Source organism: Nitrosomonas nitrosa, from assembly GCF_003051105.1.
In the GTDB taxonomy this organism is placed as follows: Bacteria; Pseudomonadota; Gammaproteobacteria; order Burkholderiales; family Nitrosomonadaceae; genus Nitrosomonas; species Nitrosomonas nitrosa.
This window is the reverse complement of record NZ_QAOO01000004.1, coordinates 121017-142162: the sequence shown is the minus strand read 5'-3', so window position 1 is coordinate 142162 and position 21146 is coordinate 121017. Positions and strand designations below refer to the sequence as shown.

At 46.7% G+C, this 21146-nt stretch carries 19 protein-coding genes; 11 read left to right on the top strand and 8 right to left on the bottom strand.

Going from position 1 to position 21146, the window contains the following annotated elements; all coding sequences use genetic code 11:
• Window positions 1–73: 73 nt before the first annotated feature.
• Window positions 74–1306: a pyridoxal phosphate-dependent aminotransferase gene (locus tag C8R30_RS03190; protein ID WP_090669294.1), complete on the bottom strand. Its 1233-nt coding sequence runs from the start codon at window positions 1304–1306 to the stop codon at window positions 74–76.
• A gap of 485 nt (window positions 1307–1791) precedes the next feature.
• Between C8R30_RS03190 and C8R30_RS03185 the strand changes: the two genes are divergently transcribed.
• On the top strand, window positions 1792–2160 hold the full coding sequence (locus tag C8R30_RS03185) for an Mth938-like domain-containing protein (RefSeq protein WP_090669296.1): 369 nt from the start codon (window positions 1792–1794) through the stop codon (window positions 2158–2160).
• 42 nt (window positions 2161–2202) lie between these two features.
• Here C8R30_RS03185 and C8R30_RS03180 read toward each other — a convergent pair whose 3' ends face one another.
• Window positions 2203–3837, bottom strand: coding sequence for an ABC transporter transmembrane domain-containing protein (locus tag C8R30_RS03180; protein ID WP_107789531.1), 1635 nt, complete (start codon window positions 3835–3837; stop codon window positions 2203–2205).
• Window positions 3838–4011: 174 nt separating this feature from the next.
• On the opposite strand from C8R30_RS03180, the gene rfbA reads away from it, so the two are divergent.
• The 4 genes from rfbA (at window position 4012) to C8R30_RS03155 (ending at window position 7813) form a co-directional block, all read left to right on the top strand.
• On the top strand, window positions 4012–4950 hold the full coding sequence (gene rfbA, locus C8R30_RS03170) for a glucose-1-phosphate thymidylyltransferase RfbA (RefSeq protein WP_090669371.1): 939 nt from the start codon (window positions 4012–4014) through the stop codon (window positions 4948–4950).
• An 18-nt stretch (window positions 4951–4968) separates the two neighbouring features.
• The gene (gene rfbC, locus C8R30_RS03165; RefSeq protein WP_090669300.1) at window positions 4969–5514 is read left to right on the top strand and encodes a dTDP-4-dehydrorhamnose 3,5-epimerase; all 546 of its coding nucleotides are present in this window, start codon (window positions 4969–4971) and stop codon (window positions 5512–5514) included.
• A gap of 46 nt (window positions 5515–5560) precedes the next feature.
• Complete coding sequence (radA, locus tag C8R30_RS03160; RefSeq protein WP_107789530.1) at window positions 5561–6934, top strand: DNA repair protein RadA; 1374 nt, start codon at window positions 5561–5563, stop codon at window positions 6932–6934.
• Between the two features lie 81 nt (window positions 6935–7015).
• Complete coding sequence (locus C8R30_RS03155) at window positions 7016–7813, top strand: ceramidase domain-containing protein (RefSeq protein WP_107789546.1); 798 nt, start codon at window positions 7016–7018, stop codon at window positions 7811–7813.
• Between the two features lie 90 nt (window positions 7814–7903).
• Here C8R30_RS03155 and C8R30_RS03150 read toward each other — a convergent pair whose 3' ends face one another.
• Together C8R30_RS03150 and tyrS are read right to left on the bottom strand one after the other, a co-directional pair.
• Window positions 7904–9283 carry a DEAD/DEAH box helicase gene (locus C8R30_RS03150; protein ID WP_090669379.1) on the bottom strand — a complete coding sequence of 460 codons (1380 nt, stop codon included), beginning with the start codon at window positions 9281–9283 and terminating at the stop codon, window positions 7904–7906.
• 249 nt (window positions 9284–9532) lie between these two features.
• On the bottom strand, window positions 9533–10750 hold the full coding sequence (gene tyrS, locus C8R30_RS03145; RefSeq protein ID WP_107789529.1) for a tyrosine--tRNA ligase: 1218 nt from the start codon (window positions 10748–10750) through the stop codon (window positions 9533–9535).
• 196 nt (window positions 10751–10946) lie between these two features.
• Here tyrS and C8R30_RS03140 point away from each other — a divergent pair, with 196 nt between their 5' ends.
• Window positions 10947–12227, top strand: coding sequence for a peptidoglycan DD-metalloendopeptidase family protein (locus C8R30_RS03140; RefSeq protein ID WP_244888052.1), 1281 nt, complete (start codon window positions 10947–10949; stop codon window positions 12225–12227).
• Window positions 12228–12265: 38 nt separating this feature from the next.
• Window positions 12266–13378, top strand: a complete 1113-nt coding sequence (locus C8R30_RS03135) for an anhydro-N-acetylmuramic acid kinase (protein ID WP_258191922.1) — start codon at window positions 12266–12268, stop codon at window positions 13376–13378.
• Between the two features lie 25 nt (window positions 13379–13403).
• Here C8R30_RS03135 and erpA read toward each other — a convergent pair whose 3' ends face one another.
• From erpA to rplM, 4 genes are all read right to left on the bottom strand, one after another.
• Window positions 13404–13769 (bottom strand): iron-sulfur cluster insertion protein ErpA, encoded by a 366-nt coding sequence (gene erpA, locus C8R30_RS03130; RefSeq protein WP_090669308.1) that lies wholly within the window; start codon window positions 13767–13769, stop codon window positions 13404–13406.
• 184 nt (window positions 13770–13953) lie between these two features.
• Window positions 13954–14982 carry an N-acetyl-gamma-glutamyl-phosphate reductase gene (gene argC / locus C8R30_RS03125; protein WP_090669311.1) on the bottom strand — a complete coding sequence of 343 codons (1029 nt, stop codon included), beginning with the start codon at window positions 14980–14982 and terminating at the stop codon, window positions 13954–13956.
• Between the two features lie 90 nt (window positions 14983–15072).
• Window positions 15073–15465 (bottom strand): 30S ribosomal protein S9, encoded by a 393-nt coding sequence (gene rpsI / locus C8R30_RS03120; RefSeq protein ID WP_090669313.1) that lies wholly within the window; start codon window positions 15463–15465, stop codon window positions 15073–15075.
• Between the two features lie 5 nt (window positions 15466–15470).
• Window positions 15471–15905 (bottom strand): 50S ribosomal protein L13, encoded by a 435-nt coding sequence (rplM, locus tag C8R30_RS03115; RefSeq protein ID WP_090669315.1) that lies wholly within the window; start codon window positions 15903–15905, stop codon window positions 15471–15473.
• A 251-nt stretch (window positions 15906–16156) separates the two neighbouring features.
• Here rplM and C8R30_RS03110 point away from each other — a divergent pair, with 251 nt between their 5' ends.
• The 4 genes from C8R30_RS03110 (at window position 16157) to C8R30_RS03095 (ending at window position 21002) form a co-directional block, all read left to right on the top strand.
• Window positions 16157–17005 carry a GNAT family N-acetyltransferase gene (locus C8R30_RS03110; RefSeq protein WP_107784505.1) on the top strand — a complete coding sequence of 283 codons (849 nt, stop codon included), beginning with the start codon at window positions 16157–16159 and terminating at the stop codon, window positions 17003–17005.
• 2 nt (window positions 17006–17007) lie between these two features.
• Window positions 17008–17937: a UDP-2,3-diacylglucosamine diphosphatase gene (locus C8R30_RS03105; RefSeq protein WP_107789528.1), complete on the top strand. Its 930-nt coding sequence runs from the start codon at window positions 17008–17010 to the stop codon at window positions 17935–17937.
• Window positions 17934–18959 carry a glycosyltransferase family 4 protein gene (locus C8R30_RS03100; protein WP_090669325.1) on the top strand — a complete coding sequence of 342 codons (1026 nt, stop codon included), beginning with the start codon at window positions 17934–17936 and terminating at the stop codon, window positions 18957–18959. The genes C8R30_RS03105 and C8R30_RS03100 overlap by 4 nt, the downstream gene beginning before the upstream one ends.
• 396 nt (window positions 18960–19355) lie before the next feature.
• Entirely contained in the window at window positions 19356–21002 is a 1647-nt protein-coding gene (locus tag C8R30_RS03095) for a sensor domain-containing diguanylate cyclase (RefSeq protein WP_244888053.1), read from the top strand.
• The last annotated feature ends 144 nt before the right edge of the window (window positions 21003–21146 follow it).

Below are 21146 nucleotides of genomic sequence, written 5' to 3'. Positions count from 1 at the left end.
AAGTTACAAAATCAAATAAAGATTGCCCATGCTTCTGGCGTATGTATGATTACTTGTACGAAAAACACGGACACTACAAGCCAGTACTATGACGCTTACGAAAGCGATCCAGGAAGCGTGAGATTCGACCAATGGCTTCAGTCAGATCATCGCTATTGGGTAAAAATACCACTCGAAAATGATCGGGATTAGACCAATTAAAACCCGTGCCTTGTACAACCAATACTTTTTCTTCCAGTAACATATCGAGCACAAATTGCTCGTCGTCTTGAATTGGATACATCTTCGGATCCAATCTCGGAAACAAATAGAGTGCTGCGCGAGGATGATAGCATGTCACGCCTGGAATATCCGTTAACAGTTTCCAGGCGAGATCACGTTGTCGCTTCAGCCGGCCAGTGGGCATCGTCAAATCAAAAATACTCTGATAGCCACCTAAAGCAGTTTGGATTCCGAATTGCGAGGGCACGTTAGCGCACAGACGCATTGAAGCGAGCATGTTCAGGCCAGCAATATAATCCTGTGCATGCTGCTTGTTACCTGACACCACCGCCCAACCTGAACGAAACCCTGCTGCTCGATAATTCTTGGATAAACCATTGAATGTCACGAACAAAACGTCATCAGCCAAAGAAGCGGCCGAAACATGGGTTGCTTGATCGTAAAGTATCTTGTCGTAGATTTCGTCCGCATAAACAATCAGATGGTGCTGACGGGCGATTTCTATGATTTCAAGCAATAAATCAACTGGGTATAGTGCACCGGTTGGGTTATTGGGGTTGATGATAACGATAGCGCGTGTTCTGGGCGTAATTTTAGCACGAATATCATCTACATCCGGTAGCCAATCCGATTGCTCATCGCAAATGTAATGACGCGCAATACCACCCGCTAAGGATACGGCTGCGGTCCATAAGGGATAATCTGGCGCGGGTATCAGTACTTCGTCATCGTTTTCTAAGAGCGCTTGCATAGCGAGCATAATCAGCTCGGATACGCCGTTACCGATATAAATGTCATCCATTTGCACATTGGGAATGTGCTTTTCCTGAGTGTAATGCATGATCGCCTTGCGTGCGGCGAATAAGCCTTTCGAATCGCAATATCCGGAAGCGGCGGCTAGATTGCGAATCACATCTTGTAAAATTTCCTCGGGAGCTTCAAAGCCGAATGATGCAGGATTACCGATATTGAGTTTAATGATATGGTGGCCTTCCTCTTCCATTTGCCTGGCTCGATCCAGGACGGGGCCGCGAATATCGTAGCAGACGTTGGCAAGTTTGCTGGATTTTGTAATGGGTCGCATGATGAATAGGGTGAACTAGCGAATGATCAGCAGATGGTTAAACAATAAAGAGAATGCAATGTTACCCGACCCACGTTGTTTTGCAAAAAATAGTTGAAAATGGATCAAATGGGTTGTTCGTCGATCACCGATAGCTGTTGATTGCGATGCTGGTTCGCGCTTTCTGCACTTTATTTATGGCAGCTCAGTTGTACAGCAGTCATAATTTTACATAAACATTTCATTGGATAGCCCAATCGATATTTTAGTATGGTCTGCACAGGATCGGCACAGGGTGGCTGGTTTGTTGAGCCGTGCGCATGGCTGACGGGTGTTTTGCGATTGTTGTTCCAGTTTTGATCGATAAATGGCATCTCACCCTACCTTGTGCACCTCTATAATTCGATCTGACCGATTTCAAAGGCAAACGACTTGCCTTGCTTTAGAATATTATCCTTGAACGAACGATTAGGTTCTCTTATCGATCATTAGCAGGAGGGTTTGCGGTGAAACTGCATCTTTCACAATATGAAGGGTTAAATATATTTTCAGGGTATGGAGAAGGTTATGTCGCCATTAATCAAGTGCGCTACGAGCGTAATTTGATTGTGTTGCCAGATCATATTATCGAAAACTGGCAAGTCGAAAGTGTAGCACAACTGAAAACAGGCGATTTCGAGTGTTTGCGTTCGTTTGAACCCGAGATTGTGCTGCTGGGTACCGGCACAGTACTCCGCTTCCCGGATCCACAATTGATGAAAATGATGATGGCTTCTGGCATTGGCTTAGAAGTAATGGACACTCAGGCGACTTGCCGCACATACAATATCTTGTCAGCAGAAGGCCGGCGCGTGGCGGCAGCTTTGATTATTTAATGCGACTGCATTGATGGGGCAAGCATTTTTTAATGAAACATTTCAGGTGAGTGTGACGATACGATTCGCCTTTTTCAATAATGCGTTCTGTGGGGAGAAAATGAGGGTGGTGCGGTGGTGAATCAATGTATTGAGCGCGGCTTCCACGTGAGCGCACTCAGTGTCGAATGATGCTGACGTATCATCTACTATGACAATGGCCGGGTTTTTGAGGAGCGCACGCGCAATCAGGATGCGTTGACGTTGGCTTTCCGTCAGCGTAACCGATTTATTGTCGATCCTCGTTTGTAAACCATGGGGCATTTGACGTGTAAATTGCGTGACATGGCAGGCACGCGCAACTTTCATGATGCGTGCTTCCGTCTCACAACGGGTCGAACCGTAGGCGATGTTAGCTGCGATCGTATCATTCATCAATAGGGTGTGGGGTGTGATCCATGCGATGTTTGCACGTAATTCAGCCAGTTTCAGAGTGGAGATATCGATGCCGTCGAGTAATATTTTGCCATTGGTTGGATAAACGAAGCGAGCAATGAGATCGATCAAGAGGTTAACTTGGTTATGATGGGTGGTCGATAACGCTACGATTTCTCCCGGCTGGAGAATCAAGGTGAATTTATCGAGAGACGGGTTGCTTTGCGAGGAAGCGTGCGTGCTGACCGCGATCAATTGGAGCAGACCGCGTGCACGAGCGATTTCAATATTACCCAAATCAATTTCATTTCGTTGCGCAAGGAATGACTCGATCTCATCTATGGCTTGGAATTTATATTGCAGGGATATTTTTGCAAGTAACAATCGTTTCAAAGGATAGATGAGCAACAATATCGCTGCAATTAAAGCGCTCGCGTCGCCGATTGTTATTCGGCCAAGCGTCAGTTGCTGTATAAATAATAGAGAAAATGCAGCGAGGATGGCAATGATTATCAAGGAGACAACGATATTGCCTAGCGTTTTCAACAGTGCCCGTTTTAAGGCAAGCGTCCGTTCCCGTTCTATAGCATCGCAAAAATATTGACTTTCCTGCAATTGGCCATCATCGAGCTTGACCGACCTGATATGAGTGACCGAAGTGCGGGGGAGTAGCAGATCATCCATAAGATCGCGTGGTGATTGTGAGCTCGGTTCTCTTGCTTGTGTCGTGAGTTGCGTGATGGCGCCAATCACGAGGGCGCTTGAAAAAGCCATGAGCAAAAATTCCCAGTTTAAAAGAAACATGACGATCAGGAGGCTGGTTGCCGTGGGCAGTTCTTTCCACAAGAGCGTGAGTAACTCAGCAATGCCATCGATTATGCGATCGATTTTCGAAGTAAAGTGAGCAGGATGATGATCTGGATTCGATTTTATGGTGTGGTCAAGCGGTAATACTAAGTATTTTTCGAATAATCTCATCCGAAGATCCATGCCGATTTTTCCCCCTATCCAATTGACGGCATAATGACTGGCCAGCGTGGCGATACCACGCAGTGTGATTAAGCTGGCGATCGTCAGTAACAGAAACTGTAATTCGTTCAACGTCTGGCCGGCGTTCATGTTGTCGATCAGTTGCTTGATGATTACCGTTAATAAAGACGTGGTCAGCGCAATCGTGAGCAAGCTGATGATGGCAAATGTGAGCATGGCCCGATAGGGTACTAGCCATATCATGATGCGCTGGAGTAGGGGCATGCCGATCATGGTCTGTTTATATCGCTATACAATTAGGGCGTCCAATGACAAATTTCATGGGAAGGAAATGATAGATGTTTATAATCATACGGAATGTCATTGCCAAAGCTATGCAAGCCAATCAATTAAGGACGCTATTCTGATGAAGATATTCAAATCGATACAAGCAACAAAATGATAAAAATGACACCATCACAATCCATTAAGCAGCCACAGGCTGCTCTTTCCAGAAGAAAAGGCATTATTCTAGCGGGTGGATCCGGTACACGGCTATATCCGGTTACCCAAGTGATTTCCAAACAGTTATTACCTGTATTTGATAAGCCAATGATTTACTATCCGTTAAGTACACTGATGCTGGCGGGTATACGCGATATTTTGATCATTTCCACACCCGAGGACACGCCGCGCTTCTCACAATTATTACAAAGTGGCGAAGGTTGGGGGTTGAATTTATCCTATGCTGTACAGCCTTCACCCGATGGGTTGGCGCAAGCGTTTATCATAGGCGAATCATTTGTCGCGAACGATCCTTCCGCGCTTATTCTGGGGGACAATATTTTTTATGGACACGATTTCCACTATCTGCTCGACAACGCTATGATGCGTCATGAAGGTGCAAGCGTGTTCGCCTATCACGTTCACGATCCGGAACGCTATGGCGTGGTTGAATTTGACCGAAATGGTTGCGCAATAGGCTTGGAAGAAAAACCCAAACAACCGAAATCGAATTATGCGGTAACAGGGCTCTACTTCTATGATGCTCAAGTCGTCGATTTCGCGAAGTGTCTCAAACCTTCTGCACGGAACGAATTGGAAATCACCGATCTCAATCGAATCTATCTGGATCAGCGTAAGCTTAACGTGGAGATCATGGGGCGTGGTTATGCATGGCTTGATACAGGCACTTATGAATCGTTGCTTGATGCCAGTAGATTTGTTGCAACGATAGAGCATCGGCAAGGACTCAAAATTGCATGCCCCGAAGAAATTGCCTACCGGAAAGGGTGGATAGACGCCGCTCAGCTTGAGAAGTTGGCGAAACCCATGATTAAAAATGGCTATGGCCAGTATTTAATGCAAATACTGGTGCATCCTTATATCGATGATCGATGGAAGTAAGAGGGTATCATTCTGAATATGAAAGCGACGCCTTTGGCAATACCTGATGTTTACCTTATTGAGCCCCGTGTTTACAGCGACGAGCGGGGTTTTTTCTTTGAAAGTTATAACCAGCGACAATTTGAAGCCATGATTGGTAAAACTGTGGCGTTCGTGCAAAGTAATCATTCTCGCTCAATGCGTAATGTGTTGCGCGGATTGCATTATCAAATCAAACAGCCACAAGGCAAGCTCGTACGTGTTATTGCTGGCGAGGTATTCGATGTGGCGGTGGACCTTCGTCGGTCTTCCAATACTTTTGGTCAATGGGTAGGTGAAATACTCACTGCCGAAAACAAAAAACAACTCTGGATTCCGGAAGGCTTTGCTCATGGTTTCGTGGTGCTTTCGGCGGCTGCGGAATTTCTCTATCAAACGACTGATTACTGGGCGCCCGAATATGAGCGTTGTTTGCGTTGGAACGATGCTAGTTTAGCCATTCAATGGCCTATAGACGGTGAACCTGTACTATCGGCAAAAGATGCGCAAGGAAAATCGTTGGGAGAAGCAGAAGTTTATGATTGATTTGTCGAGGATGCGGATCAAGTCATGATATTTATCCGTGTTGTTCATGACTAAATCGAGATCAGTTTATTTCTGCAATGCTTGTGGGGGGCAAACACTGAAGTGGCAGGGCCAGTGCCCTCATTGCCGTGAATGGAATACGCTGGTTGAGGCAGTGGCCGACAATATCGGTCATCCTGGTTTCCATAAAACTGGCGCACACTTCATTCCTCCAGCGTTGTCTGGCCAGCTGCATAACCTGGATGAAGTCGAAACGGAGGATTCTCCGCGTTATTCAACCGGAATGGCTGAATTTGACCGTGTACTAGGCGGAGGATTGGTGCGCGGTGGAGTCGTTCTGTTGGGCGGCGATCCGGGTATCGGGAAATCAACCTTGCTATTGCAGGCGCTATCGGCGATGTCGAGCCGGCAGCGGGTGTTGTACGTCAGCGGTGAAGAATCGGCTCAGCAGGTTGCGTTGCGCGCCAAACGTCTGGCGCTCGATGTCACTGCCGTCAAGCTGCTGACTGAAATTCAGCTAGAGAACATTCAAGCAACGCTCGCCGAGCATCAGCCCGAAGTGGCTGTGATCGATTCGATTCAGACCATTTATTCGGAAGCTTTGCAGTCGGCGCCCGGTGCAGTGGCGCAAGTTCGCGAGTGTGCTGCACGCCTGACTCGTTTGGCTAAGGGGCAAGGTATTTGTATTATTTTGATCGGTCATGTTACCAAGGAAGGTGCACTTGCCGGGCCGCGCGTGCTCGAGCATATGGTCGACACCGTGTTGTATTTTGAGGGGGATGCCCATTCCAGCTTTCGTTTGGTGCGAGCATTCAAAAATCGCTTCGGTGCTGTCAACGAATTAGGGGTGTTCGCAATGACCGAAAAGGGATTGCGCGAAGTGAGCAATCCTTCCGCTTTATTTCTGGCCCATCATGATGCCCAAGTGCCTGGGGCGTGCGTCATGGTTACACAAGAAGGGACACGCCCGCTGCTGGTGGAGATTCAGGCGCTGGTGGATGAGGCGCATGCGACAAATCCCAGGCGATTAAGCGTTGGGCTCGAGCAAAATCGTCTGGCAATGTTGTTAGCTGTGTTACATCGCCATGCAGGGATTGCTTGCTTTGACCAGGATGTATTTATCAATGCAGTTGGGGGTGTCAAAATAACTGAGCCGGGGGTTGATTTGGCAGTGGTGCTCGCAATCGTTTCTTCGCTGAAAAATAAACCTTTGCCTGAAAAGCTCGTTGTATTTGGAGAAATCGGCTTGGTGGGCGAGGTACGTCCCGTCCAGCGAGGACAGGAGAGATTGAAGGAGGCTGCTAAATTGGGTTTTGTTAGAGCGTTAATTCCCAGAGCGAATCAACCCAAGCAGGCAATTCCCGGTCTTGAAATTACCGCGGTACAACGGATCGAAGAAGCGGTGAGAATATTACGCTGAGATCGTCTAGCGCTGATGACACTCTTACTAAGGCGAATCCGAATCCGAATAAATCTTATGCAAGCAAGGTTTTATTTTGTTATGGCTCTTTTCGGCATTACCTTAGTGCTGGCCGCTATCTTGCCGCCCATTCCGCAGCCTCACGCGTACCATCAGTTTGTCGATCAGCGGGCTTTTTGGTCCATACCTAATTTTTTCAACGTAATTTCCAATCTGATTTTTTTATGGGTCGGAATCGTGGGTTTGGTATTCTTGAAAAGGCTGAGGATGAATACTGTGCAAAAAACGTTTGCGGTGATTGAGGAGCGCAGACCTTATCTGATCGTTTTTATGAGTGTGCTCATGGTAAGCATGGGGTCGGCCTATTATCACTGGATGCCCGAGAACAGTACCTTGTTTTGGGATCGGTTGCCGATCGCGATTGGAATGATGGCCCTGTTAGCGGCAACCATAGTGGAACGTATCGGTATCAAGCAGGGTTTGCGGGCACTTCCGCTGTTGATCATGATCGGGATCGCGAGTGTGATTCACTGGTATTGGAGCGAGCAACAAGGTGAGGGAAACCTCAACTTTTATATTGTCGTTCAATTCAGCTCGATCGTGTTGATCGTACTGCTGGCGGCTTTATTTCCTTCACGCTATAGCCGTGGCGCAGATATCTGTGGCGTGATTGCGTTATATGGTCTGGCAAAATTTGCGGAAGTATTGGATGAACCGATATATCAGCTCGGTCAAATCATCAGTGGCCATACGCTCAAGCACCTACTCGCCGGGCTGGCTGTCTACGGGTTACTGCGGATGCTAAGGAAACGTGTTTTGCTGGAGAAAGTTGAAGATCCGATCGATCATGCAGGCGTGAACACATCGCAATCTAAATAAGCCTCATGAAGTTGATGATACCCTGCCAAGTCAGGAAGCTGGCTTTAGCAGGGTAAAATGATGTTATGGGCGTAGTACCGCTAGCCTGCTTTAATTGCCGGGCTCGGCATAAACCCTGGTGTTGTTGAATTGACTAGAGCGCCCGAGCGAACGTTTTCGATTGTCAGTATTATCATTTGGGGTTGAACGGCCGAATCGAGCGGGTTGGCTCTTTTTCGTATCGGTATGATTAAACGGACTTCTTTCATTCGGTGACCAGGCACGATTACGTTTGTGTGCCACTTGAGGAGGTCTTCGCGACTTTTCATCATTTTGTCCGAAGCGGGGTTTGTATTTTGGCTCCATTCCGGGAATGATCGATGGCGTAATTCGCTGACCCGTGAAGCGTTCGATTCTTTTCAAGCTGATGCTATCTTTTCCTGAAGCAAATGAGACGGCAATACCGGAAGCTCCTGCACGGCCTGTTCGACCGATACGGTGCACGTAGTCTTCCGCAAATTTAGGTAGATCGAAATTAATGACATGCGTGATATCGGCAACATCGATTCCTCTCGCTGCAACGTCGGTTGCCACCAAGATGCGGAGCCGACCGTTACGCAGTTTGGTTAACGTACGGGTGCGCTCACGTTGGCTCATGTCCCCATGAAGTGCGCCAACTACATGACCTTGAGCCGCAAGATCGTCGGCTAAATCGTCCGCATCCCGTTTGGTTGCGGTGAAAACGATTGCTTGTTTGAGTGTTTGATCGCGTAGCAAATGTTCAAGTAGTCTATTTTTGTGTGAAAGATCGTCTACATAATGCAGACGCTGTTCGATATTTTCTAATTTGGCGCGCTGCGTGGCGACTTGTATGCGTTTAGGGGATCTCAATAAGCGTGCTGCAATTTTGTCTATCGTCGAATCCAGCGTAGCGGAGAACAACAGTGTTTGGCGGTGTGCTGGCGTAAACGAGGCGATACTCTCAACATCCTGCACAAATCCCATATCAAGCATCCGATCTGCTTCATCCAGTACCAGCATTTCCAGACGGGAAAAGTCAATCCGTCCGCGTTGTATATGATCGATAAGACGGCCAGGTGTTGCAACCAGAATGTCGACGTGCTGGGAGAGCAGTTTGTTTTGCAGTAGATAGGACATACCGCCGAGTATGCTGACAACTTTGACGCGGGAGAGGTATTTGCCGTATTTAGTCGTAGCGTCGGAAACTTGCAGTGCAAGCTCGCGGGTTGGTGTCAATACCAGTATTCGTGGCCCACGTCCGGGTATTTTTGCGGGAGTCGCGAGACGGTTAAGTGCTGGCAGCATAAATGCGGCTGTTTTGCCTGTGCCTGTCTGAGCGGATGCCATGAGATCATGGCCTGCAATTAACTCTGGAATAGCTTGCTGCTGGATGGGAGTGGGCTGAGTGTAGCCGAGTTCGTTGATGGCTTTGATGATAGCGGGGTGTAAGTTCAAATTTTCAAATGACACGTTGTTTTCCTGATGTGCATAAATAAAAAATACGCGAGCAGGGATTGAGACCAGAAATGTATGGGCTGCCAATGCCGCTAGCGCAAAATAAAACATCGCAGCTAACCAGAGGCATTACGCAATTTCCAAACTAAAAGCGGGAAAATTGAAGAAAGGTCAGAAACGATGGAATCTATAAAGATAGATGGCTACTCTTTCGTTGAGTAGACCGCGCAGTATACAGGATTTAAGGATTATGTCGAGCGCTTTTTAAGCTGTGGGTTTGGAGATGATTGTCACTTTGGAGAATTTTCTTTTGCCTACCTGCACGATGACTGATTCGCCCGCTGCGATTTGCATCGTTTTATCCGAGACTTTGTTTCCATTGAGTTTAACGCCGCCTTGTTCAATCATGCGCATAGCTTCGCTGGTGCTGACCGTTAAGTTTGTTTGCTTGAGCAATTGGGCTATAGGGATGGCGCATTCATTGATGTGCAGCGTTTTCTCGGGCATCTCGTCCGGGAGCGCGCCTTTTTTAAAACGGGCTTCAAAATCGTTCAAGGCATATTCGGCATCTGCCCGAGTATGAAAGCGGCTGACGATTTCTTGAGCAAAAAGTACTTTAATTTCTCGTGGATTTCGTCCTTGTTTCACATCCTGCTTCCAGTGATCGATCGTTTCGAGTGATTCAAAAGACAGCAACTCGATATAGCGCCACATCAGCGTGTCAGAAATTGACATAAGTTTGCCGAAGATATCTGTGGGACTTTCCGTGATGCCGACATAGTTATTGAGCGACTTGGACATTTTATTGACGCCATCCAGACCTTCGAGCAGCGGCATGGTGAGGATACATTGCGGAGTTTGCCCGAAATGTTTCTGTAATTCACGCCCCATCAACAGGTTGAATTTTTGGTCGGTGCCGCCTAATTCGATATCGGCTTTGAGTGCAACTGAGTCGTAGCCTTGTATCAAAGGATAGAGGAATTCGTGGATCGCAATGGGTTGATTATTACGGTAGCGCTTGTTGAAATCATCCCTTTCCAACATGCGTGCCACGGTATGGGTGGCAGCAAGTTTGATCAGATCGGACGCATTGAGCTGATCCATCCAGCTAGAATTAAACACGACTTCAGTTTGATCCGATCTGAGAATTTTGAAAACTTGGTTTGTATAAGATCTCGCATTCCGGATGACATCCTCGCGCGAGAGGGGCGGGCGAGTCGTGTTCTTGCCACTAGGATCTCCGATCATGCCAGTGAAATCACCGATCAGAAACAAGATATGGTGCCCCATTTCCTGAAATTGGCGGAGTTTGTTGAGTAATACAGTATGACCGAGATGCAAATCGGGCGCAGTGGGATCGAAGCCAGCTTTGATTTTTAGTGGCTGACCTGTTTTAAGTTTTTCGACTAATTCTTCTTCTACCAGCAATTCATGGCAGCCGCGCTTGATTGTTTTCAGTTGTTCGGGAATTGAGGTTTGCACAATAAATACAATGAATTATTTTTTGAAGATCTGGAATCGGGTTTATTTTAAGTATGTTTGTCAGCGTACGCCAAGCTAGAGATGACGGATTTTTATGCTAGACTAGGGGCCGGCTTACAATAGATAGGAGTTGTCACATACGATGCTATATATATCACCACGCGATAAGATGAGGATTTTAGCGCAAAAGCCATCGATGTTTACACAAAAAAGATTACGTTGGTTAACAATCTTATCCAGTTTGCCCTTGTTTGGCATGGTAACAGCATTTGGGATCTCACCTCAAAGCACTTCTTTTCAAACGCTGCCCCCTGAACGCAAAATTATCCAAACGCTTTCACTTCCTGAAGTAACCATTTCTGCCGATTCAAATAGCACTTATTGGCATCAAGAAAATATCCGCCGCGGCGATACCATTGCGGCCATTCTCACACGGTTGGAGATCAATCAACAGGATAAAGCCGATTTTATCCATGCTGCTAAAGACAGCAAAGCGATGCGGCAGCTCAAGCCTGGTGAAGTTATACATGCAGAAACGACGGGAGATGGCGAGCTGTTAACGTTGCGCTACTTCTATGGTAATGGCGAGCAGTTTCTGATGGAAAAGATTGATGATGCTTTCGAGATCAGTGAGCAATCTGCCGAAGCAGCTTCACGCATCCGTGTCGGTTCGGGCGTGATAGAGAGTTCATTATTCGCAGCGACAGATGCTGCTGGGTTATCAAATAATATTGCTATTCAGATCGCAAATATTTTTGCATCAGACATTGATTTTTATCGTGATCTGCATAAAGGCGACCGTTTTACAGTGGTTTATGAGACATTCCATGATGATGAACGGAATACTCATCGAAGCCGTGTGCTGGCCGTTGAATTTATCAACAAAGGTAAATCTTATCGTGCGGTATATTTTCAGGCGCCTGGTGAAGAAGGCGACTACTATACGCCGACAGGAGAAAGTTTGCGTAAACCCTTTTTGCGAGCACCTCTCGAGTTTTCGCGTATAAGTTCAGGATTCTCGAACGCCCGCTTTCACCCCATATTGAAGCAATGGCGCGCGCATAGAGGAATCGATTATGCAGCCCCCAAAGGGACGCCGGTAATGGCAACTGCCGATGGAGTCGTTGAATACAGTGGTTGGCAAAATGGTTATGGCAACCTGGTCATATTGAAGCATCATGGTGAGTACAGTACCGCCTATGGTCACTTGTCCGGTTTTAAGAAAGGCCTTAGAAAGGCTGGTCGTGTTAGGCAAGGTGATGTCATCGGTTATGTTGGGGCGACCGGAATGGCGACAGGTCCGCATCTCCACTATGAATTACGCATAAATGGTGTACAACGCGATCCATCAAAGATCATTATGCCGGCCGCAGCACCTATCAGTAAAAAAAACAGAACCGCTTTTCATAGGGAAACAAAAGAGCTCGTAGCTCGCCTGGATCTTATGCGTAATACTAATTTTGCTTCCGCGCAGTGATTCGGATTGCCAGCCATTGATGAAAAGCTACTCACTGAGTGGGTGATACCTTGGGAGAATCGCGCTATATCGGCATCATGTCTGGAACGAGTTTAGATGGTGTAGATGCGGTTTTGGTCAGTTTTGATTCATCTGGGCCGAGTCTGATTCAGACTCATTTTTTACCTTATGACGATATTTTACGAACGCAGTTGTTGGCGCTAAACGATGCTGGGCACGATGAATTGCATCGTGCTGCTCTATTGAGTAATCGTTTGTCTAGATTGTATGCCGATGCAGTTGCGGCGTTGCTTGCTAAAAGTGAAGTCGATTCGCGGGAAATTGTAGCAATTGGATGTCATGGACAGACAGTAAGACATTGTCCGCAAATGGAAAATGCTTATAGCGTTCAACTGGGCAATGCCGCGCTGTTAGCCGAATTGACCGGAATTACGGTGGTTGCCGATTTCAGGAGCCGAGATATTGCGGCAGGCGGACAGGGTGCGCCCCTGGTGCCTGCATTTCACCGTATGATGTTTCGTGATCAAAGGGTTTGCCGTGCCATCGTCAATATTGGTGGGATTGCGAATATAACTTATCTCCCACCTGAAGGTGAGGTTGTTGGTTTTGATTGTGGGCCGGGTAACATGTTGATGGATGCTTGGTGCATGCGCCATAAAGGTAGCACCTATGATCATGATGGCGCCTGGGCTGGCTCGGGGCACGTTATTCCTGGGCTTCTTGAAGCATTGCTTGCGTTTCCTTTTTTTGCTTTGCCTCCTCCAAAAAGTACTGGCAGAGAAATGTTCAGTATAGACTGGCTGGGTCTCTACCTGAATGGCGATGAAGCACCTGAAGATGTCCAGGCAACGTTACTCAGGCTTACCGTTGAAACGATTGCTAGCTCATTATTGCAACATTCTCCTGGAGTGGAAGAGGTTTATCTGTGTGGTGGCGGGGCGCATAATGGGCAACTGGTGGCTGAGTTAAATGCGATACTGCCAGGGAAAAAAATCAAGCCCACTGATGCGCTGGGTGTTAATGCGGATTGGATGGAAGCTTTTGCGTTTGCTTGGTTAGCCAAGCAAACAATCGAGAAAGCACCTGGCAATCTTCCGGCCGTGACAGGTGCAACCGGGAGCCGTGTTCTCGGCGCAATTTATCTAGCGTAGATTTTCTTTAGCTAAGAGTTAGGCGCTAGACAGAAAAGGATGAGCCACAGCCGCAAGTGGAGGATGCAGAAGGGTTTTTGATGACAAATTGAGCGCCTTGTGGATTTTCTTGATAATCGATTTCCGCGCCAATCAAATATTGGAAACTCATTGAATCAACCAGGAGCTGCACGCCTTGTCTTTCCATGATGAAATCATCATCGTTGATGGTTTCGTCGAAAGTGAAACCATATTGAAAGCCTGAGCATCCACCGCCACTTATAAAAACTCTCAGCTTTAAGTTAAGATTTCCCTCTTCCTCAATCAGATTCTTAACTTTGCATGCGGCATTCTCAGTGAAAACAAGGGGTGGCCGATTTTCTGCATCCAAGTTGGTTGTGGTTACGTTCATATTCATATTCCTCTTTATCGCTCAGTGGAATGTTCAATAAGCCAATCGGTATTTTGATACCGATATCATCTTATTTTTGAGTTGACGGTTACGGCATCGTACTCATCAACATGCTTCCGTTGGAGCGAGGTTTTAATAAACCAGTTCCCTGGATCCTTGGAAAAACTGAGCATTACAATCATGTTTAAGGTAACAAAGGGACATGTTCTATTCCTAATGTTTCCGGTAAACCAAACATAATGTTCATATTCTGCACCGCTTGTCCGGCGGCACCTTTGACCAGATTATCCGTTACCGAGAGGATTACCGCTATATTGCCACCTTGTGGACGATGTACTGCGATCCGGCAGAAATTGGATCCACGCACAGAGCGTGTTTCTGGGTGACTGCCTGCAGGCAGTACGTCGACAAAGGGCTCGTTGGCATAGCGATCAGCGTATAACGTTTGTAAATCGATTTGCTTTGTAAGTGTTGCGTATAAGGTAGCATGGATGCCACGTATCATGGGTGTCAGATGAGGCACGAATGTAAGGCCAATCTGTTTTCTGGCGATATTGGAGAGTCCTTGTTTGATTTCTGGCAGGTGGCGATGCCCTGGCACGGCATAGGATTTAAAATTATCTGCCGCCTCTGGGAATAATGTATGTACTTCTGCTTTGCGGCCAGCACCAGATACACCAGATTTCGTGTCGGCGATGAGTTGATTCATATCGACTATTTTTGCCTCGATGAGTGGCAGAAAGCCAAGTTGTACCGCGGTAGGGTAGCAGCCTGGATTGGCAATAAGTTTTGCATTTTTTATCGATGCTCGATTGACTTCAGGTAAGCCATAGATGGCTTCTGCTACCAGCTCAGGGCAGGCATGTGACATGCCATACCATTTTTCCCATTCCGCAACATCTTTGATGCGGAAATCAGCCGATAAATCAATGATCTTAACACCCGCGTCAAATAGGGATCTTGCCTGCTGCATGGCGACCCCATTCGGGGTCGCAAAGAAAACGAGATCGCATTTGTTGAGGTCGGCCTTGCTAGGATCGGAGAATTTAAGCGTAATTTTCTTACGTAAGCTGGGGAAAAGCTCGTCAACAGCCATGCCAGCTTCTTGCCGGGAGGTAATGACTTTTAATTTTACTTTGGGGTGTTGGGCAAGAATGCGAAGCAGTTCAACGCCTGTATAGCCTGTCCCACCAACGATACCGACTTTAATCATAGCTATTTATGCGGAATAGTTTATCTCGATTGAAATAATAAAACAAAAAAGCCGCCAGTATTGAGGCGGCTTTTTTGAAAGAAAAACAAATTATCGTTTAGAGAATTGTTTGCGCCGACGAGCTTTGCGTAAACCAACTTTCTTTCGCTCGACCTCACGTGCATCACGTGTCACGAAACCCGCTTTGCTGAGAACGGGTTTTAGCGTCTCATCATAGTCGATCAAAGCGCGTGTTATTCCATGGCGGACTGCACCGGCCTGTCCTGATTCACCTCCACCGCAAATATTGACCATGATATCCAAATTCTCTGTATTGCCTGTCAACTCGAGCGGCTGCCGGACAATCATGCGGCCTGTTTCGCGGGAGAAATATTCGTCTACCGGTTTATTATTGACGATAAACGAGCCGTTTCCCGGTTTGATGAACACTCTGGCAACAGCACTTTTTCTGCGGCCCGTTCCATAATTATAATTTATTGCCATAAATTTTAAGCTCTAACTTCTAATAGTTTGGGTTGCTGGGCGGTATGAGGATGGGAACCACCCGCATATACCTTAAGTTTTTTAAGCATAGCATAGCCAAGAGGGCCCTTGGGCAGCATTCCTTTCACGGCTTTTTCTAAAGGCCTTCCGGGATGGCGGGTGTGCATTTTTTTGAAATTTGTTTCATAAATACCCCCCGGGTAACCGCTGTGCCGATAATATTTCTTGTCTTCTGCCTTATTACCCGTCACGCGAATTTTGTCGGCATTGACGACAACAATGTAATCGCCCGTATCAACGTGAGGCGTATAAATGGGCTTATGCTTTCCTCGTAAACGATGCGCTATCGCTGCGGCTAATCTTCCTAAAACTTTATCAGTCGCGTCTATAACAAACCAATCATGCTCGACTTCATGCGGTTTAGCTGAAAAGGTTTTCACTGAACTTATCTCACTCCACTCTTATTAGGCGTATTTTTTAGTCTCAAATCGACCGGCAATACTATGCTAAATAGAGGGCGCTGTCAATTTTTTGCTGTTGCAAATGGGTTTCTTGAGCGAAGCTTGAGATGGGGGTTTTGTGTCATAAGAATTTCATAAAACTGACATAGAGAAATCATGCAATTCCCCAAAAATGGTAGGTGACTGATGGGTCGTATGATTCATCAATTCAACCATTAAAGGAGTGAACCATGAGCGATTCGTTTATTTTATCTGCGGATGTATTGCATCATGCATTTTCTTGCGAAAGTGTGCAAGTGCCTCAGGCTGCGCCGTATTTCCCGCCGGATTGGGTGAGCAAATCCGGCATCGTGACGACCTGGGCAAAGCATCAAAGCGAAGTGCGCGAAGCTCAAAAATTAAGGTATGAGGTTTTTGCTGGTGAAATGGGCGCAAAGCTACCCGAAATTGTGCCAGGTTATGATATCGATATTTTCGACGATTACTGCGAGCATTTGTTGGTAAGAGATCGTGATAGCTGGCAAGTGATTGGGACTTACCGTGTACTGACACCTGCGCAAGCCAGGCTTGCAGGAAGACTGTACAGTGATAGTGAATTTGATTTAACGCCGTTGCAACCCTTGCGTGACCATATGGCTGAATTGGGGCGGAGTTGTGTCCATAAACATTACCGGCATGGGGGGGTGATCATGGCGCTGTGGAAAGAGCTTGTCCATTTTATGATGAGAAGCCAATTAAAAGACATCGTGGGCTGTGTCAGTATCCCTATGAATTTAGGATCGGAAGATGGTAAATGTGTTGGGATGGGACATGCGGCAGCAAGTATTTGGCGTGAAATGCGTGATAAGCATTTGGCAAGCAGCGAGTATCAAGTGAAGCCGCGTTGTCCCTTACCGCTTGATGTGCTGGATCAAACATTAGAAATAGATCCACCTGCTTTGATGAAAGGGTATCTGAGGGTAGGCGCGAAGGTGCTCGGTGCGCCAGCGTGGGACTCAAATTTTAATACTGCCGATTTGCCGATGCTGATGCGAATAGATGATTTGCCTAGCCGTTATCGTAAACATTTTTTGGGGTAAATATGAAGCCATCCAATCCATTACCTACCGATGTGCACGACTTTCTGCAACCTGCTCCAGAAACAGTGAATGCTTCAGAGGAAACACGTAAACCTAAGGTTCGGACTATTTTTATTTCGGATATTCATCTTGGGACGCCGGGTTGTCAAGCACAGGCTTTGCTAGCGTTCTTGAGGGTTTATTCCAGTGAACAGCTTTACCTTGTTGGCGATATCATCGATGGTTGGCAGTTGCGCCGACGGTGGCATTGGCCGCAAGCGCATAACGATGTTATCCAGAAATTACTGCGCCGTGTCCGGAAAGGATGCAAAGTTGTTTATATCCCAGGTAATCACGATGAATTCGCACGACAATTCCTTGGGCATTCCTTTGGTGGAATAGAAGTTGTGGACGAAGTTGTTTATGAAGCCGCCGATGGTCGAAAATTCTGGGTAGTTCATGGCGACTATTTCGATGGCGTAATCCAGTGTGCAAAATGGCTCGCTTATGTGGGTGACAACCTTTATGAGCTGACTTTAAAGCTGAACAGGTATTTAAGTTCATTGCGTGCTCGTTTGGGATTGCCCTATTGGTCGCTTTCTAGATACCTCAAGCACAAAGTCAAGACAGCAGTGAACTATGTCACTTCGTTTGAGCGGGCTGTTGCGATGGAGGCGCGTCGTCGCGGGCTTGGCGGGGTGATCTGCGGGCATATTCATTATGCAGAAATACGCGATATCGATGGCATATTGTATTGCAATGACGGTGATTGGGTAGAGAGTCTGACGGCGCTTGTAGAACACTTTGATGGCACGATGGAATTGATTCATTGGCCCCAAACAGAACGGGAGTTGGAAAAAATAGCCATGAGGACGGTACCAGAAGGGAGGGTGATGCCCGAAACGGTGCCAGCTACGGCAAAAATCAAAGAAAAAGATGAGGCGTTGGCATGAGGCTCGCGCTGATAAGCGACGCATGGCAGCCGCAAGTCAATGGCGTTGTGACTACACTCGTTGAGCTCATCGTCGAGCTGGAAAAATTGGGCTATCGTGTTGAGGTCATCCACCCCGGCCTTTTTAGAACTCGTCCCTGTCCTGGTTATCCTGGCATTGATCTGGCGATACGCCCCAAAACACAATTACACCATATTTTGACGAAGCTTCAGCCGGATGCCATTCATATCGCTACGGAAGGTCCTCTAGGCTGGGCAGCCCGTTCTTTATGTTTGAAATTTGGTTGGTCTTTTACCTCGGCTTTTCATACCAAATTTCCGGAGATTTTCAATGCATCGGTCAAAGTTCCCGTTTCATGGGGATATGCGTTACTCAAACGGTTCCATCAACCTTCGTCGGGGGTGATGATTCCAACGCAATCTGTACTGCTGGGCCTGCAAAAAAGAGGTTTCCAAAACCTCAAAGCCTGGTCGCATGGCGTCGACATCGATTTCTTCAAATATCATGATTATCCCATTTCTTTCTCAGCGTTAGGTGCTTTGCCCAGGCCAATCGCATTGTACGTGGGGCGCATTTCGTACGAAAAGAATATCGATGCTTTTTTAGAAATGGATTTTCCGGGAAGTAAAATAGTTTGCGGGGTCGGCCCACTGGAGAAGCAATTCAAGCAGCGTTACCCCAAGGTATATTGGTTAGGCATATTGCCCCGGGAAGAATTGGTAGCCTTATATGCAAGTGCAGATGTTTTTGTATTTCCAAGTACAGCGGATACGTTCGGATTGGTATTATTGGAATCGATGGCCACCGGAACGCCGGTTGCTTGTTATCCGGTCGACGGCCCCTTGGAAGTTATCGGCGGAAGTGATGCGGGCGTGATGTCCCATGATCTCAGAGAAGCCACAATGAAGGCGTTGCAAATTACGCGCAGGAAAGCGCGGGCCAGAGCAGAAACGTTCAGTTGGTCTGCAGCGGCTAGATGTTTTGCTGATTACTTGATACCTATACAACGAACCAAAATCTAAGGAGGATGGATTTTGTTGGGGTTTGTAGCCTGGCAGGCAGAAGTAAGCGGAGAATTAATCAAAAAATAAGATAGAATACGTACACTCGATAAAAATAAGACCGATAAATTTTTTGACGCTTGCAAGTAACGAAATGCGCTGATTTTAAACTTGATCTTTCAAGGCTGGCTTGCGGGCGTTCTGGAAAAAGCATTCAAAGTAAACGATGCAAAGTGAGAATACGGTTCTGTACCACTTTTGGGTGGCTGCAGCGGCACTGCAAATCGTTTTTAACATTTTTTCGGCTGAGGAAAGAAAGTAGTCGGTAATTAATCAACGATCAATATATGTTTTTTATGCGATCAGATATAAGTTTTCTGTAGGTATAAAAATGATCTGTATCAGGAAATCTTGAGATTGAAAAGTATAAAAAACAAAATTATCACCTTTTCAGTAATTGCTACGCTTATTCCGTCGTTAGCGCTTGGCTTACTGTCTTTCCGGCAAAATGAAGAATTGGTCAGTCATAATGTGACACGCGAATTGCGCGCTCTGGCACGGAACGTCAGTCGCGAATTGGATTTGTGGGTCAACGAGAATGACCAGGCGATCCGTGCGATATCCGTATCGAGTCTGATTATTAATAGTCTGTCTGCGATGCAGCACTATACTGCTGCCAATGACGCTGAGAAGACAGAGCAAGTTCTCGCCCATTTCTTACGATCGGTCCAAGCAAAACTAGGCTCAATTCTGGAGCTGACAGTGGCCGATGCGACAGGCCGCGTCATTGCCAGCAGTGTATCGGATCCCGATATTGGCGATTTGTCAAAAGATTGGCTGCAGCGGTTGCAGCAGGACAATTGGCTGATGGAAGGCGTCTGGGCTTCTTCCCTCCATTGGAATGCGCAATATCAAACAGCCATCTTCAATATTATTGTTCCGATTTTATCCTATGACGATGCGTTCATAGGAACCATTATTGCCACGCTTAATCTTGGTGCGTTTAGAGATAGCATGGATGACACGCTTAATCCTACCCCAGGAGAAGTTGTTTTACTCAGTCAGACGGGCCATGTATTGCTTTCAAGTACAACGGATATTCCCCCTTCAATGGCGATAGATGAGGCAGTGCTGCAGAAATTAAAAGCAAAGCCTGGTGAATTGATGAGTTTTACTGGACTGACGCAACCCAAAGTGATTGGTCTGTTCGATGTACCTAAGATGCTTCCTGTAACTGTGTTGGTGGAACGGGACTACAATGAAATTTATGCGGCTTGGATAAGATTACGCAATTTTTTTCTCGGGTTCGTGAGCGTCTTAATCATTATTGTTGCCGCAGTAGCCTTGTATATTGGTCGTTCTATCGTCATACCGTTGGAGAGTTTGATAGGGGCTACACGGCACATTGTCGATGGGGATCTTAATGTGCGTGTCGATGTGAAGCAAAGCGATGAGGTCGGCCAGCTCGCCAATATGTTCAACCTGATGACCGATAAGTTGCAGCAGAATCATGAGGAAATAATGGCGGCTAATGCCGCGATGCGGCAACAAAACCAAATGCTGGAGGCACTTTCAGTGACGGATAGCATGACAGGGCTGCTGAATAGAAGCAAGCTCGATGCGGTACTCACTGATGAGCTTGCAAGGTTTGGACGTAATAAACGGCCTTTTTCGGTACTGATGATCGATGTCGATCATTTTAAAACACTCAACGACAATCTTGGACATATCGTCGGAGATGAAATTTTAATCGCTGTCGCTAAAGTGCTGGCTAACTCGATTCGAAGTGTCGATTTTGCTGCACGGTATGGCGGAGACGAATTTGTCGTGATCTTAACTGAAACTACGGCTGATGCCGCCATCAAGACTGCTGAAAGGATTCGTATGCAAGTTGCCGAGGTTGGCAATAAGTTAAAAGAGCATAAAATTGCCATAACCCTCAGTATTGGCATTAGTCATAGTTTGCTCGAAGATAAATCACCAACTTTATTGCTGGCGCGTGTGGATAATGCGCTTTATGAAGCCAAAAAAGCAGGGCGCAACCGGATACATGTGATTTTTTAGTGGTTCAGCTGCGAAACTAACTTAACGGTTTATTGTGTTCACTTTCTTAGGAACTGCTTGGTTGCTCTGAACCCATAAATATTCATCGATGAGTTCGCCAGATTTTGCATAGCGATAGGGTACACAATAATTTGGACAGTTCCA

Coding starts and splice junctions, on each gene's coding strand:
- C8R30_RS03190 (WP_090669294.1), bottom strand. CDS start 1,306: ATGCGACCCATTACAAAATCCAGCAAACTTGCCAACGTCTGCTACGAT.
- C8R30_RS03180 (WP_107789531.1), bottom strand. CDS start 3,837: ATGATCGGCATGCCCCTACTCCAGCGCATCATGATATGGCTAGTACCC.
- rfbA (WP_090669371.1), top strand. CDS start 4,012: ATGACACCATCACAATCCATTAAGCAGCCACAGGCTGCTCTTTCCAGA.
- rfbC (WP_090669300.1), top strand. CDS start 4,969: ATGAAAGCGACGCCTTTGGCAATACCTGATGTTTACCTTATTGAGCCC.
- radA (WP_107789530.1), top strand. CDS start 5,561: ATGACTAAATCGAGATCAGTTTATTTCTGCAATGCTTGTGGGGGGCAA.
- C8R30_RS03155 (WP_107789546.1), top strand. CDS start 7,016: ATGGCTCTTTTCGGCATTACCTTAGTGCTGGCCGCTATCTTGCCGCCC.
- C8R30_RS03140 (WP_244888052.1), top strand. CDS start 10,947: ATGTTTACACAAAAAAGATTACGTTGGTTAACAATCTTATCCAGTTTG.
- erpA (WP_090669308.1), bottom strand. CDS start 13,769: ATGAACGTAACCACAACCAACTTGGATGCAGAAAATCGGCCACCCCTT.
- argC (WP_090669311.1), bottom strand. CDS start 14,982: ATGATTAAAGTCGGTATCGTTGGTGGGACAGGCTATACAGGCGTTGAA.
- rpsI (WP_090669313.1), bottom strand. CDS start 15,465: ATGGCAATAAATTATAATTATGGAACGGGCCGCAGAAAAAGTGCTGTT.
- C8R30_RS03110 (WP_107784505.1), top strand. CDS start 16,157: ATGAGCGATTCGTTTATTTTATCTGCGGATGTATTGCATCATGCATTT.
- C8R30_RS03105 (WP_107789528.1), top strand. CDS start 17,008: ATGAAGCCATCCAATCCATTACCTACCGATGTGCACGACTTTCTGCAA.
- C8R30_RS03100 (WP_090669325.1), top strand. CDS start 17,934: ATGAGGCTCGCGCTGATAAGCGACGCATGGCAGCCGCAAGTCAATGGC.